This is a genomic window from Sporosarcina sp. Y838, from assembly GCF_056786515.1.
This window is the reverse complement of record NZ_JBXCJD010000001.1, coordinates 213,398-227,830: the sequence shown is the minus strand read 5'-3', so window position 1 is coordinate 227,830 and position 14,433 is coordinate 213,398. Positions and strand designations below refer to the sequence as shown.

Sequence of the window (14,433 nt, the reverse complement as noted above, 5' to 3'; positions counted from 1 at the left end):
GCGCTTCGCATCCTGTCTCAGGGCTTCGGCTACCCCTTGTCGCGCTTGCGCTGGAGCGTTCCATTATTGATAGTAATTCTGAGAGGTATGCACTGAGATTATAATGTGATTACTATTTGATACTAATTTCATTGGAGAAAAAGGCACTATAGATTGCAAGTCAAATCTCCAATAACGAAATAAGCTTTCCTATTACATTGACCTTCCAGCGAAAGCGCGACTTCGTGGTAGCAGAAGCGATAAGACTGAAAGCGATCTCCTTTCCGGCTTATCGCGGGAGGCATCCACAAAGCGCTGAAGCAGTATTAGCCGGCTTTCTGGTTCGTTCTATATATACATACTGTTGTCAAACTCATTCTCTCATTTTATGGAATTAACATTTACCAATCTCATCCTCAATAACGAAATGTGCTTTCTAAAATAGACCTTCCAGCGCAGGCGCGACTACGTGGTAGCCGAAGCGATAAGACGGAAAGTGCCCTCCTTTCTGGCTTATCGCGAGAGGCACCACAAAGCGCCAGAGCGGTATTAGCAGAATCTCCGTTTCACTCTATGTATATATACTGTCGTTAATTGCCATCGCGCTGTTTATAAACCGAATCCAATACCTAACCAAGCAAAAAAAGACGCCCCTTTTAAAAGGGACGCCCAATCATTAAAATTTATATCTTTTTGAACACGAGTGTAGCGTTATGTCCGCCAAAACCAAGAGAGTTGCTCATTGCATAAGTGATGTCGGCTTTACGTGCACCTTCAGTGACATAATCAAGATCACATTCAGGATCCGCATTGACATAATTTGTTGTCGGTGGAAGAATTCCTTCTTGTAGCGCCTTCACTGTGAAGATTGCTTCCAATCCGCCTGCCGCACCAAGTAAATGACCCGTCATTGATTTGGTTGAACTCATTGCAAGTTTATAAGCATGCTCACCGAAAACTGTTTTTGCTGCCATTGTTTCGTATTGATCATTATACGCTGTGCTAGTCCCGTGGGCATTGATGTAATCGATTTTGTCAGGACTGATGCCGCTGTCTTCAATCGCTTGCATCATCGCTCGCGCACCGCCTTCGCCACCAGGTGCTGGAGCTGTTATGTGATATGCATCACCTGTCGAACCGTAACCGACCATTTCCGCGTAAATTTTCGCACCGCGTGCGACAGCATGTTCATACTCTTCAAGAATGAGAATCCCCGCACCTTCTCCGATTACGAAGCCGTCACGTTCCTTATCGAAAGGACGTGATGCAGTTGCTGGATCCGGATTTAGTGATAAAGCTGTGTTTGCACAAAAACCAGCAACAGCCATCGTTGTAATCGGTGCTTCTGCCCCGCCGGTAATCATGACATCCGCTTCACCTCGACGGATGACTTCAAATGCGTCGCCTATTGAATTCGTACCTGATGCACAAGCTGTTACTGTACATGAATTAATGCCTTTTGCACCGTGGTAAATGGAAACTTGGCCAGCTGCCATATCCGGTATCATCATTGGAACGAAAAATGGACTAACGCGGCGGTAGCCTTTCTCTTGGAATGTTAGAAACTGTTGTTCATGTGTTTCCATGCCACCGATGCCTGATCCAATCCATACACCTGTACGAAGCGCTAAGTCGCCTTCAAGTACCAGGTCCGCATCTTTCATCGCCATAATCGAGGATGCAAGCGCGAAATGTGTGAATCGGTCCATTTTACGCGCATCTTTCCTCGAGATGTACGTTTCGATATCGAAATCTTTAACCTCTGCTGCTACTTTTACAGGAAACTTATCACTGTCAAGTCTTGTCAATGGTCCAATTCCAGACTTGCCTTCTAATGCCGCACTCCATGACTCCTCAGCGGAATTCCCCAATGGAGAAACAGCACCAATTCCTGTAACTACTACACGTTTTGTTTCCATAGCGTATAAACTTCCCCTCTATATAAGATAATTCGATCAGTTATTGCAAAACCATTTTAAAACGTATTTCCCCAATTCTTAACGTCCCCACTTGATGCATAAAGCACCCCATGTTAATCCTCCACCGAATCCAACAAGAACCAGGACATCATCATCTTTTACTTTGCCTTCAGCTAAATCATCGACAAGTGAAATGGGAATAGATGCCGCAGATGTATTACCATATTTATGAATTGTCTTCGACATTTTTTCGACTGGTAAACCAAGTCGTTGTCTAGATGCTTCCATAATTCGGATATTTGCTTGATGTGGAATGAGAAAGTCAATATCTTCTTTTTGAAGACCCGCTTTTTCAATAACACTTTCAGCCGTTTCTCCCATTTGACGAACAGCAAATTTGAATACTTCGCGGCCGTTCATGACAAGTTTTTCATCCTGGTAAAGATGTTTGCCACCACTACCGTCTGCACCAAGTTCGAATGACAGAATTCCACGTCCTTCACTCACTTTTCCGATGACAGCAGCTCCCGCTCCATCTCCAAAAAGAATCGCGGTATTGCGGTCTTCCCAGTTGGTGATTTTTGAAAGTTTTTCAACACCAACAACGAGTACATAATCATATGCTCCCGACTCGACGAATTGTTTCGCAGTAACAACACCGTACATGAAACCTGCACAAGCCGCTGAAACATCCATTGCTGCTGCATGTGTTGCGCCTAACTGTTCTTGAAGCATGGCAGATACAGAAGGAAACGGTCGGTCCGGTGTTACTGTCGCAACAAGGATTAGTCCGATTTCTTCCGGCTTAATTCCTGCTTTATCAATCGCTTCCACTGCGGCATTGTAGGCCATATGAGAAGTATTCGTTGAATCATCTGCAATTCGTCTTTCTTCGATGCCTGTCATTGTACGTATCCATTCATCTGAAGTATCTAAACGCTTCTCAAGGTCCGCATTCGTTAAAACTTGTGTTGGCACGTATTTACCCATGCCTAATATACCAGCATTCATTTCGCATCCCCCGCTCTTTATCATCTATTATTAGTACCTGCTCTTAACTATAAAAGAAACAGGCCGATTTTTCAACCCGCTGACACTTTTTCGCCAAATAAACTTCTGATTCCATGGAAAATAGTTTCTCCAATGCACTTGCTGTGCTATGATAAATAATGAAATAGTAATGTAGAGGTGAATTCGATGAGATACGTAATGACATTTTTCTGGTCTTTCTGTTTAATCACAATGTTGAACTATGTAACTGGTGCAATTGCCAACGTACCATTTGACTTCATGGCAGGTGTGGTTGTTTCTTTAATCGTTGGTGTAGTCGTCATCATCTTGGGTGAAGCTTTACCAAACGGCGAAGTTGCAGATAATTGATCAACAAAAACCATCTCCCACGTCGGAGATGGTTTTTTATTGGATAACCCATAGAAAAAGCCACGGAATTCAAGCGCCGCGGCTTTTTCTTTTAGACTAGCTGAATAACCAGTTTTCCTTCTTCCATAGTAAGAACGAGCTTATCATTCAGCTTGAGATCGCCTTTAATGACTTCTTTTGCAACAATTGTTTCAACATGGCGCTGGATGAACCGCTTCAATGGACGTGCACCGAAATCGGCATCTGTTCCTTCATTAATAATCCAATCAAGTACATCTTCGCTGTATTCCAAAGCAATTTCCTGCATGCGTAATCGTTTGACGAGGTCATCAATCATTTTTCGTGCAATCCTGCGGAACGAATTTCCTGTAAGCGAATGGAAAATGATAATATCATCCATTCGATTTAATAATTCCGGTTTGAAATGATTTTTTAATTCAGCCATAACGAGATCTTCTGCTGCATGATTTTCTGTATCGTCCAAACCATGAAGCAAGTAGGCTGAGCCAATATTGGACGTCATGATGACAACTGTATTTGTGAAATTTACGAGTCTTCCCTGACTATCGGTAATCCGTCCATCATCTAGCACTTGTAGCAAGATATTTGCAACGTCCGGATGTGCTTTCTCGATTTCATCCAACAAGATGACCGCGTATGGATTGCGACGAACCGCTTCTGTCAACTGGCCGCCTTCTTCGTAACCGATGTAGCCAGGTGGTGCGCCGACCAGTCTCGATATACTGTGTTTTTCCATGTATTCCGACATGTCGATGCGGATGAAATGATCTTCCGAATCAAACAGTGTTGCTGCAAGCGTTTTCGCTAGTTCAGTCTTTCCGACGCCGGTTGGCCCTAAGAACAGGAATGAACCAATAGGCTTGTCTGGATCTTTAATACCTGCACGCGCACGCCATACGGCTTCCGTTACAAGTTGAACCGCATCATCTTGCCCGATAACTCGCTCTTCAAGTGTTTCACGCAAACGCAGCAGTTTTTCACGTTCACCTTCAACCAGTTTCGTCACTGGAATGCCCGTCCACCTCGCAACAATCATTGCGATTTCTTCTTCCGTTACTTCTTCACGGAGCAGTCGATTTTCCTGACCATCTACGAGGATGGCCTCCAGTTCATGCAACTCTTGCTCAAGCGTTGGGATTTTTCCATAAGAGAGTTCCGCTGCTTTGTTTAAATCAAAGCGGTTTTCAGCATCTTCCAGTTCGCGCCGGAAACGATCTAATTTTTCCCGTTTGTCCTGAATGACACGCAATGCCGCTTTTTCCGAATCCCACTGCTCACGCATTCCTGCGGACGAATCTTTCAGTTCTTTCAATTCCCCCCGCAGTACCTCTAGACGGTTTTTACTCACTGCATCTTTTTCTTTACGCATAGCTTGTTCTTCAATTTCAAGTTGCATAATCCGACGTGTCACTGCATCTAATTCAGATGGCATTGAATCGATTTCAGTCCGAATCATCGCACTTGCTTCATCAATTAAGTCAATTGCTTTGTCCGGCAAGAAACGTTCTGTTATATAGCGGTCTGATAAGGTTGCCGCTGCAACAATTGCGCGATCATGAATGCGCACGCCATGATGAAGTTCGTAGCGTTCTTTCAAACCCCGTAAAATTGATACGGTATCCTCCACGGAAGGTTCGCGTACAAGTACCTGCTGGAAACGACGTTCTAGTGCTGGATCCTTTTCGATATTCATGCGGTACTCATCGAGCGTTGTAGCCCCGATACAATACAGTTCGCCACGTGCTAGCATTGGTTTTAGCATATTTCCAGCGTCCATTGCACCTTCAGATTTTCCAGCACCGACAATGGTATGGATTTCATCGATGAATAGAATGATTTCCCCTGCACTGTCTTTCACTTGTTTCAGTACGCCTTTTAAGCGCTCTTCAAATTCACCGCGGTATTTTGCACCCGCGATAAGTGAACTCATATCAAGTTCGTAAATTTGACGGTCTTTCAATCCTTCAGGCACGTCGCCCTTCACAATCCGCTGTGCGAGTCCTTCTACGATTGCTGTTTTCCCAACGCCAGGTTCACCTATTAAAACAGGGTTATTTTTCGTTTTTCTCGATAAAATCCGAATGACGTTTCGAATTTCTTCATCACGTCCAATAACTGGATCCATTTTACCTTTTTTTACTTCTTCGACAAGATTGCGTCCGAATTGTTCAAGAGGTGTACGCTGGTCTTCTTGTTGTCCATCCATTCGCATAACCATCCACCTTTCTATAGGTCACTTCTAACTTTGACTATCTTTGATTAATTAAATTATAGGATGGATTGAACTTGTTGTAAAGTATTTGCACTAGATTGTAAACAAGGAATAACCTCTGAGAAGAGGCTTTCCTTCTCAGAGGTTTGTCAGTTGCTAAATAGATTTCTAGGAGCGACGACGACACCATCCTCATCAGCATAAACATAATGATTTGGCGTCCACTCGATGTCTCCGAAGCGTAATGCGATATCCCGCTCCCCATTACCTACTTTTATAGTCTTCATTGGATTGGATCCAAGCGCGAGAACACCGATGTTGTGCGCTGAAAGTTCAGTTGTATCGCGGACACAACCATATATAATTATACCGGCAAGCTTACGTGTTTCCGCAATTTCACCTAGGTTTCCTCCAAGTAGTGCACATCTTTTGGATCCGCCTCCATCAACCACGAGAACGCTGCCCTCGGGAATTGTTTGCAGCGCTTCTTTTACTAGAACGTTATCTTCAAATACTTTAACCGTTGCAATCGGACCAGAAAAGTTTTTATTTTTACCATATGATTTAAATTCAATGGCACATACTTGTAACTCACTTGCAAAATCGTCACACACATCAGCTGTATTTATCGACAAAATCATCCACTCCCTATATGTATATCATTCGACATTAATTCCAGATTCCTTTTTTACCAGGTACTAATTTAAAGCTATGTTTGAATTACGTTCGACTTTGTAGATTTTCCAAACAAAAAAACTGCATGACTCATCTCTAAGTCACACAGCCTGGATATTGGTATCATCTAACGCCAAGCGCTATTTTTGCATAGCGTGACATTTTTTCTCTAGACCATGGTGGATTCCAAATGATGTTAACATCAACATTTTTCACTTCTGGGAGTTCCATCAGTTCTTGTGTCACGTTGGCAACGATTTGCGGCCCCATCGGACAGCCCATCGATGTAAGTGTCATTGTAACTTTTGAAGTACCTTCTTCGTCGAGTTCAACATCATATACAAGCCCTAAGTTGACGATATCGACGCCAAGTTCCGGGTCAATAACGTTTTCCAAAGCGCCCATCATACTGTCTTTCATATCCTGACTCATCTACATCCCTCTTTCCCTGCGTTTGATAGTCCCATCATAACAGAGTTTGCTCCATCATTTCAAATGAACAGCAAGCCACTCAGCTGCTCCTAGCATTCCCGTTCTGGAAACAGCATGCCCAGCCAACTCATCCGAAACAAATTTAATGTTGTCCGGCGTGTCAGTATACGCTGCTTTGACGGCCTTATAAAAGTTATGCGTCGGTTCATAGGGCACAACTGTATCCTGCTCACCATGCCAGAAATAGACAGGTCGCTTGTTTAGAAGTGATGGTTGTTTCGTTAAATCGAACATTGCTAACGTTGTCAGTAGCTTCTGCTTTTCTTCAATTGTTACCGGTAATTTAAAACCGCGTCGCTCAAACTCAGACATTTGTGCTTTTGCCAACTGAACGAAGCCTGGTGCGCCCATCATTACCGCGGCCGTGTCAATCCATTTATAAAGGGCAAGACATCCGAGCGTTGTAATGCCGCCCATCGATGTGCCCGCAAAACCAATTTTCCCTGTTGTATGAAGACCCCGTTTGTGCAGTTCGTCATGCAAGAAACCTGCTTCTTCAATGGAGGTTAAGACGATTTCCCAAAACCGCAAACTCAACTGAACTTCGTCTAAATCCTCTCCCCTAGCGCCATGCAGATGCGCATCAGGCAGTAGAACCCGAATACCTTTTTTCGCTATATTATATGCGTAATGCAAATTATGTTCTTTAGCACTCGTAAATCCATGGAAGAAAATAACGACAGGCACTTGTTTGTCTGCAAACTCTTCTTCCACTATATGAAGTAATGGGATACTTCCCCAAGATTCGTCAGTTATCATCATGGACAATCACCTGTTCCTTTTCAATCTAGCCTACCAAAGTTTTTCTAATAAAACAAAAAGTACGGTTTATGCGTTGGAATTTTTTGACGTGCATCACACTTTAACGATAGACTAATTAACAGAAGGAGGCGTTTTTTTGAAGCCACATTTAATCGTCCTCGACCTTGACGGGACGTTACTCACAGATGAAAAAGTCATATCAGATAAAACAAAAAGCACATTAAAATTAGCAGAGGATAATGGCCACCACATCATGATCGCAACCGGTAGGCCATACAGAGCAAGTGAAGTGTATTATCGTCAACTTGGGCTTAAGACGCCCATCGTTAATTTCAACGGTGCTTTCGTACACCATCCGGGCGATCAATCCTGGAAAACCATACATGAGACGATTTCGCTTCCAGTAGTCAATGATGTCATTGATGCAATGCAGGAATTTACGTTCCATAATATCGTTGCTGAAGTGATGGATGATGTATATATGCACTATCATGACGAAAAATTGCTTGATATTTTTGGTTTTGGGAATCCTACAATTACACAAGGCGACATCCGTAAGTTTTTACAGGTCGATCCGACTAGTTTATTGATCCATGCACCTGACGATAAAGTCGATACCATCCGACGGCATCTCGGTGACGTGCACGCTGAAGTTATTGATCACCGCCAATGGGGTGCACCATGGAAAGTCATCGAAATCGTTCGGCATGGATTGAATAAAGCGGTTGGCATTTCTCATGTATCCAAATGGATGGATATTCCGAAAGAACGGATTATTGCATTTGGTGACGAAGACAATGACCTAGAAATGATTGACTATGCTGGGGTTGGAGTTGCAATGGGAAATGGAATTGACAGATTGAAATCGATTGCGGATGAGGTGACTGATACCAATAACGAAGATGGCATTGCACGTGTCCTTAGAGAGAGGTTACACTTGAAGTAACTATATGTACCCAATGGAGGAATTTAAATGAGAATTTTTGTGGACAGTGCTTGCGATCTGCCAAAGTCATTTTACGAAGAAAACGATGTTACACTTTTCCCTTTACGCGTCTTAATTGACGACAAGGAATACGATGACATAGCAACAATTGATGCGTTGGAAGTTTATAATGCCATCCGGAATGGTAAACAACCTAAGACATCACAAGTAGCCCCCAAGTTGTTCCTGGAAAAATGGAGAGAACTCGCAGCATCTGGCGAAGATGGAATATACATTGCTTTTTCATCAGAGTTATCAGGTACATTTGATACTGCAATTATGACAAAAGATCAAATAAAAGAAACAAATCCGAGTATGAATCTAATAGTCATTGATTCTAGATGCGCATCTCTTGGTTACGGACTGCTGGTAAAAGAGGCAGTTCGGCTCCGTGATGCTGGAGATGACGATGTCCGGACAATAGAACGTAAAATCCGTTTCATGGCCGGCCACATGGAGCATCTTTTCACTGTGGAAGATCTTGACTATATGGCACGTGGCGGACGTGTATCAAAAGCAAGTGCATTCATTGGTGGTTTACTGAACATTAAACCTTTACTCCACGTCGCAGGTGGAAAACTTGTTCCAATTGAAAAACACCGCGGACGTAAAAAAGTGTTGCGACGTATGACTGATTTGATGGCAGAGCGAGGCGATAATTTGTCTGAACAAACGATTGCAATCAGCCACGGCGACGATGAAGCTGTAGCACTGGAGTTGAAGGCAACGATTGAAGAGCTTTTCCATCCTAAAAGCATTGAAATACACCTAATTGGTTCAGTCATTGGCGCTCATGTAGGGCCTGGGACGGTCGGTATCTATTTTTTAAACAAGTTGAATAAATAATATTTCTCGAGGAGAATGAATGCATGAAAGTAGTCATTGTCGGAGCGATTGCAGGAGGTTCTACTGTCGCTGCTCAAATTAGACGAGCAGTGCCGGATTCAGAAATCACATTATTCGGACGTGATCCAGTACTGGGTTATGGCACATGCGGTATGCCGTACGTCATCGGTGGCTTGATCGATGAGAAATCGAAACTCGTTGGTGCATCGCCTGAAGAATTTGGTGAACAGCGGGATATTAATGTCCAGTTAGCGCATGATGTTTTGTCCATTAACCGACAGAATAAAACCGTCGAGGTACAAAACCTGGAAACTGGACAGACTTATACCGAATCTTACGATAAACTCATTTTGTCTCCGGGCGGCACTTCCCGTATTCCTGATTTGAAAGGTCTTGGCAAACTCCCTTTATTTACATTGAAGAATTTTGCCGAGATGGAAGAAATCATGAATTACATTGAACAGGAAAAACCGCAATCCTGTGCAGTCATTGGCGGCGGATTCATCGGCATAGAACTTGCTGAAAACTTCATCCATAAAGGATTGAAAACAACAGTTATTGACCGAAATGATCGTATTATGAATATTATGGACCCAGAAATCTCTGAAGTACTTGGGCAAGAGATGAAGGACAATCATGTAAAAATCTACTTCGAAGACGCCATTGAACGCATTGAAGGCAAGCGTTTAGTAATGAAAAATGGTGTGGATTTTGAAGTCGATTTTATCGTTGCGAGCATCGGAATCGATCTGGATACAAAACTTGCCATCGAAGCCGGTTTAGAAATCGGTCCAACAAAAGGGATTGTCGTCAACAGTTTTATGCAAACCAACGATCCAGACATTTATACGATTGGTGATGCAGCAGAGTCCAAAGATTGGTTCACGGGCAAACCGAAAAATGTCAAACTCGCATGGCACGCACACCGGCAAGCGTTCATTGTTGCAAGCCATCTGGCAGGAAAACCCGTAAAAATGAATGGACTGCTTGGTTCATCGATTACAAAACTGTTTTCACTGACAGCTGCTATGACAGGACATTCAGCGAAAAGTCTGGCGGATGAAGGCATTGCATTTGGCACTTCCGTCTATAAAGGCCGGACGAACGCGGGCTACTATCCGGATCACGGACAGATTTTATTGCGTGTCCATTATGATCAAAAGTCTAGGCTCGTCCTTGGCGCACAAGCCGTCGGTGATAAAGGAGTCGACAAGCGAATCGATGTCATCACTACCGCTATCATGGGCAAAATGACAATTGAGGATTTAGCTGCTCTTGAACTCGTCTACTCCCCTGCTTACTCTTCACCAAAAGATCCGGTGAATATGGTAGGTTATAAAGCGGATTAGTAGACCTGAAAAGCGCTGGAGTTTAGACACTCGGCACTACGTGTATAGTATGTTTGGATCGCTATGAATTGAACGACTTCTATACCATTATCGAGATGTTTTAATAAGTAGGGATGCGACTTTGTCGCATCCCTACTTATTTTTCCGATAATCGTATGGTGTTCGTTCATCCGTCGCTTTCCAAAGACACTGGTACAAGAAGTGCCTAAGCTTTTCGGGAAGATAGAATAGATTGCTTCTCACATGGAGAGAAGCGGTCAAAGATACAATTTTGACCGCTAAAGCCTTCTATTATAGTGTTTCTCTTTTTATTATAAAGAAGTATCAATTTCGTATAGAGTAAGGCAATGAATACAATGTACAGCGTGAGAGAGTGCCCGAAATTGCATCTTCGGGCACTTACACTCTTTATAGAAGCTCATCTATTCTTTCATTCAAAACAACTGCACTTTTCACTTGAATATTGTAGGAACGCGACAGGCGAATAATCACAACAGTATGACCGAAAAATGCGTGGCTAAAAGTGTCGTGATTAATTCGCCGAAAGCGGGCCGAAAATAATCCAGTGAAAATGGCGACTCAATAAAAAAACACCAGGGCTACTAACCTTGGTGTTTTTCCTCTTATTTTACATTTCCTTCTTTTTGTTCTTTTCTACCTTTTCTTCCTTTACGCCAAACTGTCAATAAGAATCCTAAGAACAGTACATATATAAGAATGGATGCGATTAGATAAGGGATATTGAAACCTTTGTCTTCATCAGCGATGTAAATCTCAGCAACTTCACGTTCCTGTACGATACGGAAAATCTCGTCTTTTCCTTCAAGTACCGTATCACCAGTAAGCAAACCGCGTAGTTTCTTATTTTCCCCGAATACTTCTTTCGGTATTTCTAGACTAGCCGTTTCTGTCGTATTATTTAGCGCGATAATCCATGTTTCCTCGTCATTTGAACGCTTATAGACCGTAAATCCGCCCTCATTGTGCAGCATTTCAAAATCTCCGTTACGCAACGCTTCAGACTTGTTGCGCAGTGTGTTGAGGTCCCCGATATGCTCAATCAGTTCTGTGTCAATCTTGAAATTCATAAGCTGGTGACTTTCAGGTGCCTGTTGTCCGTTCACAGCTATTTCACTACCGTATGTCATTACGGGTACTCCAGGAAGTGAAAATAGAGCAGTTGCTGCAATTTTCCATCTGGTTGGCGGGAACATTTTCGCTTCCACCATATCGAAAGTCAATCGCGGTCCTGTCAAATCATCGAACTGGATCATTTCCTTCTCAGTGTCATTTGAAAAAATCGATAATGGTGAAGAGTCCGCGTCAAATTGTGAAAAAGATGCTCTCATTGCGTTTACTTTTTCCATATTAGGTGTAGAATCGAAGTCCGCATCACTTTCTTCATTTGTCACTACATACGCTTTCGGATTAGCCGTTTTCACAGCCTGAATGATGTCATTCAATAGAGCCGTGTCAATTTGTTCGATCTTTGTTAAGCGAACTCCGTCCAACTTATTCGTTTTAACAAAATCTGCAATCGTTTCTATCAAAGCCTGTTGAGTAGCTGTATCAGAATAATCCCAATCGATTATTCCTTCAGCGACAGGCACTGCTTTCACTGTTCCTTCTGTCGCCCAGATATGATTCGAACTAACTCCAGCAAGTGGGAAATCAGCGATAACGGACATATCTTTCTTATGAATTGCTTTTACCATTTCTGAGAATTCTGCGTCAGTCCCAAAGTGAGGGTCAAACTTTGTATAATCTAGCACTTTGTTTCCGTCATACGTTTCCGTCTCAAACACAGGTCCTAGCGAAATAAGTGTGAAACCCATTCCTGCGATATAATCCAAGCGCGTAGACACGCCGGTGAAATCACCGCCATTAAACGCACTAAGGTCTGTTGCATCGACATCAAAATCGTTATTTCCGTCGCCATTGTTAAACCGGTCAACTAGTAAATCATATATACTTTCATCCTCTATTGTCTTTTCCGTTTCTGCAAATGCCCCCGATGGATTGAGGGTCGCTACCAGTAATAGAAAAGTTACAATAAGTCCAAACCATTTATTCGCTTTCACAAAATAGCCTCCTATATAAACGAACTGTCATCCGTCATTTTACCAAACCGAGTGACCGCCCGCCATCTATAACGTGAAAAACCTTCTTCTACACCGCGAAATAGGTCGATTATGTGAAATTGGTAAGGATTAACGTTATCCACTGACCAACACTTTATTGTTTCCTAAAAATCAAAAAAAACACTTGCCGGCAATTAGCCAGCAAGTGTCTTATTCATTCTCTTCTGAAGATGTCCGCTTTTTCCGGGAAGTATAGAAGGCAGAAACGACAAACAATGCCATTAACATCAAGACAACAATCAGAAACAATATTCCGATTCTCGATTCCATCCTCATTCCTCCCCATCACAAAAATTTATGCGAACCAGTCAAATCCTACCGGTAGTTTGAATCCGAGGAATAACGTCGCCAATAAGAAGACGAAGAACAGAATCCAGACCACTTTGACGCTTTTGTTCTTTGTAGAACGGACAAGAACCATTTCCATCATACCTATTGTTACAAGACCCAATAGGAATTTGACGCCGTACAGCGCTGCGTCAAGCGAAGAGTATTCGAAGAATAGCAATGCGCCTGAGATTAGGATTAGTACGTAGAATAGACGTGCAATCATGTGAAGTATTTTTCTGCCTTTGGATTCGTTGTCCATGCTTGTAGCAACTAGGAATAAAATGATTCCGACAACCCAAGTGAAAATATGAAGATGTGTTGTGTTTGTTAATGCGTCCATACTTGTCACCTCATTTGTTATTATAACTACATAATAACCCTATCATAATCTCCTATTTCACAAAAGGAATATACCTTACACAAACTTGTTTACAAGAGTACCAATGCCTTCAATTGAGACTTTCACCGAGTCACCTTTTCTCAAAAATGTTGGCGGCTTCATGCCTTTTCCGACACCAGCGGGCGTGCCTGTTAAAATAACATCGCCCGGTTCAAGCGTAACGAATCGTGAAATCTCTGCGATTAGTTCATCAATTTTGAAAATCATCGATGCCGTATTGCCATTTTGTCTAACTTCATCGTTGACCTTCGTAACAATCGATAAATCATGTGCATTCGGAATTTCATCTTTCGTCACAATATATGGACCCATCGGACACGATTCATCGAGACTTTTCCCTAGGAAGTATTGACCATGCGCAGTTTGTACGTCACGCGCTGTTACGTCATTCGCAATTGTATAACCAAAAACATAGTCATAGGCAAGCTGTTTCGGGATGTTGCGACCTTCTTTGCAAATAACAACTGCAAGCTCTCCCTCATAATCGAGGTTATCCGTTATATCGCTATGAATTGAAAGTTCTTGCTCGTCCGCAGCAATGGATGTCGGAGATTTAGTAAAGATCATCAATTTTTCAGGCGGTGCATTCGAACCCATTTCTGCCGCATGGTCTGCATAATTTTTGCCTACACACAGAATATTTTTAGGCGTTCTCGGAATTGGTGATAGCCACTCAATAGCCGTAAACGCATGTTTAAATTGATCTGCGTTTTCATCCTCCCGTGCTCGCTCAGCGAGTTTTGTCACTTTATCAACGAAGTCACGACCTGATGCGATACCTTCCGTGATTGTTTTAGGAAATTCAGCATCTTCATATGCTTCTGCAATGGCAATCATATCCCATACAGCTTCTTCCCTTTTCACTTTCGGACCGAATAATGTCCTACCTTCATAACGGAACGATAATAACTTCATCTGAGTGCCCACCCCTTCATATTGAAA

Annotated in this window: 13 protein-coding genes; 4 read left to right on the top strand and 9 right to left on the bottom strand. The window is 42.7% G+C overall.

Annotated elements, in window-relative coordinates; genetic code table 11:
• Nucleotides 1-662: 662 nt before the first annotated feature.
• Entirely contained in the window at nt 663-1,898 is a 1,236-nt protein-coding gene (gene fabF / locus AC1TO4_RS01055) for a beta-ketoacyl-ACP synthase II (protein ID WP_482100226.1), read from the bottom strand.
• Between the two features lie 78 nt (nt 1,899-1,976).
• The gene (locus AC1TO4_RS01050; RefSeq protein ID WP_482103802.1) at nt 1,977-2,909 is read right to left on the bottom strand and encodes a beta-ketoacyl-ACP synthase III; all 933 of its coding nucleotides are present in this window, start codon (nt 2,907-2,909) and stop codon (nt 1,977-1,979) included.
• A 186-nt stretch (nt 2,910-3,095) separates the two neighbouring features.
• On the opposite strand from AC1TO4_RS01050, the gene AC1TO4_RS01045 reads away from it, so the two are divergent.
• Nucleotides 3,096-3,278 carry a DUF2929 family protein gene (locus AC1TO4_RS01045; RefSeq protein ID WP_482100224.1) on the top strand — a complete coding sequence of 61 codons (183 nt, stop codon included), beginning with the start codon at nt 3,096-3,098 and terminating at the stop codon, nt 3,276-3,278.
• A 91-nt stretch (nt 3,279-3,369) separates the two neighbouring features.
• Here AC1TO4_RS01045 and AC1TO4_RS01040 read toward each other — a convergent pair whose 3' ends face one another.
• The 4 genes from AC1TO4_RS01040 to AC1TO4_RS01025 all read right to left on the bottom strand — a co-directional run bounded on the left by AC1TO4_RS01040 (nt 3,370) and on the right by AC1TO4_RS01025 (nt 7,440).
• Nucleotides 3,370-5,505 carry an ATP-dependent Clp protease ATP-binding subunit gene (locus AC1TO4_RS01040; protein WP_482103801.1) on the bottom strand — a complete coding sequence of 712 codons (2,136 nt, stop codon included), beginning with the start codon at nt 5,503-5,505 and terminating at the stop codon, nt 3,370-3,372.
• 155 nt (nt 5,506-5,660) lie between these two features.
• Nucleotides 5,661-6,146 carry a ribonuclease E activity regulator RraA gene (gene rraA, locus AC1TO4_RS01035; protein ID WP_482103800.1) on the bottom strand — a complete coding sequence of 162 codons (486 nt, stop codon included), beginning with the start codon at nt 6,144-6,146 and terminating at the stop codon, nt 5,661-5,663.
• Between the two features lie 163 nt (nt 6,147-6,309).
• Entirely contained in the window at nt 6,310-6,618 is a 309-nt protein-coding gene (locus AC1TO4_RS01030) for a metal-sulfur cluster assembly factor (RefSeq protein WP_482100221.1), read from the bottom strand.
• 54 nt (nt 6,619-6,672) lie between these two features.
• On the bottom strand, nt 6,673-7,440 hold the full coding sequence (locus AC1TO4_RS01025) for a prolyl oligopeptidase family serine peptidase (RefSeq protein ID WP_482103799.1): 768 nt from the start codon (nt 7,438-7,440) through the stop codon (nt 6,673-6,675).
• A gap of 136 nt (nt 7,441-7,576) precedes the next feature.
• Between AC1TO4_RS01025 and AC1TO4_RS01020 the strand changes: the two genes are divergently transcribed.
• Genes AC1TO4_RS01020 through AC1TO4_RS01010 form a run of 3 tightly spaced genes read left to right on the top strand, consistent with a single transcriptional unit; the run spans nt 7,577 to nt 10,620 of the window.
• A complete protein-coding gene (locus tag AC1TO4_RS01020) occupies nt 7,577-8,386 on the top strand; it encodes a Cof-type HAD-IIB family hydrolase (RefSeq protein WP_482103798.1) in 810 nt (269 codons plus the stop codon).
• A 27-nt stretch (nt 8,387-8,413) separates the two neighbouring features.
• Nucleotides 8,414-9,271, top strand: coding sequence for a DegV family protein (locus tag AC1TO4_RS01015; protein ID WP_482103797.1), 858 nt, complete (start codon nt 8,414-8,416; stop codon nt 9,269-9,271).
• A gap of 23 nt (nt 9,272-9,294) precedes the next feature.
• Nucleotides 9,295-10,620, top strand: a complete 1,326-nt coding sequence (locus AC1TO4_RS01010; protein ID WP_482103796.1) for a CoA-disulfide reductase — start codon at nt 9,295-9,297, stop codon at nt 10,618-10,620.
• A 623-nt stretch (nt 10,621-11,243) separates the two neighbouring features.
• On the opposite strand, the gene AC1TO4_RS01005 is transcribed toward AC1TO4_RS01010, so the two are convergent.
• The 3 genes from AC1TO4_RS01005 to AC1TO4_RS00995 all read right to left on the bottom strand — a co-directional run bounded on the left by AC1TO4_RS01005 (nt 11,244) and on the right by AC1TO4_RS00995 (nt 14,406).
• Complete coding sequence (locus AC1TO4_RS01005) at nt 11,244-12,701, bottom strand: alpha-amylase family glycosyl hydrolase (RefSeq protein WP_482103795.1); 1,458 nt, start codon at nt 12,699-12,701, stop codon at nt 11,244-11,246.
• A 355-nt stretch (nt 12,702-13,056) separates the two neighbouring features.
• Entirely contained in the window at nt 13,057-13,431 is a 375-nt protein-coding gene (locus tag AC1TO4_RS01000) for a YisL family protein (protein ID WP_482103794.1), read from the bottom strand.
• Between the two features lie 75 nt (nt 13,432-13,506).
• On the bottom strand, nt 13,507-14,406 hold the full coding sequence (locus AC1TO4_RS00995; protein ID WP_482103793.1) for a fumarylacetoacetate hydrolase family protein: 900 nt from the start codon (nt 14,404-14,406) through the stop codon (nt 13,507-13,509).
• Nucleotides 14,407-14,433: the final 27 nt, after the last annotated feature.

Bases quoted from the DNA above. Each gene is read 5' to 3' on its own strand.
- AC1TO4_RS01000 (WP_482103794.1), bottom strand. From the start codon at position 13,431: ATGGACGCATTAACAAACACAACACATCTTCATATTTTCACTTGGGTT.
- AC1TO4_RS01025 (WP_482103799.1), bottom strand. From the start codon at position 7,440: ATGATGATAACTGACGAATCTTGGGGAAGTATCCCATTACTTCATATA.
- AC1TO4_RS01015 (WP_482103797.1), top strand. From the start codon at position 8,414: ATGAGAATTTTTGTGGACAGTGCTTGCGATCTGCCAAAGTCATTTTAC.
- AC1TO4_RS01040 (WP_482103801.1), bottom strand. From the start codon at position 5,505: ATGGATGGACAACAAGAAGACCAGCGTACACCTCTTGAACAATTCGGA.
- AC1TO4_RS01010 (WP_482103796.1), top strand. From the start codon at position 9,295: ATGAAAGTAGTCATTGTCGGAGCGATTGCAGGAGGTTCTACTGTCGCT.
- AC1TO4_RS01045 (WP_482100224.1), top strand. From the start codon at position 3,096: ATGAGATACGTAATGACATTTTTCTGGTCTTTCTGTTTAATCACAATG.
- AC1TO4_RS00995 (WP_482103793.1), bottom strand. From the start codon at position 14,406: ATGAAGTTATTATCGTTCCGTTATGAAGGTAGGACATTATTCGGTCCG.
- fabF (WP_482100226.1), bottom strand. From the start codon at position 1,898: ATGGAAACAAAACGTGTAGTAGTTACAGGAATTGGTGCTGTTTCTCCA.
- AC1TO4_RS01030 (WP_482100221.1), bottom strand. From the start codon at position 6,618: ATGAGTCAGGATATGAAAGACAGTATGATGGGCGCTTTGGAAAACGTT.
- AC1TO4_RS01050 (WP_482103802.1), bottom strand. From the start codon at position 2,909: ATGAATGCTGGTATATTAGGCATGGGTAAATACGTGCCAACACAAGTT.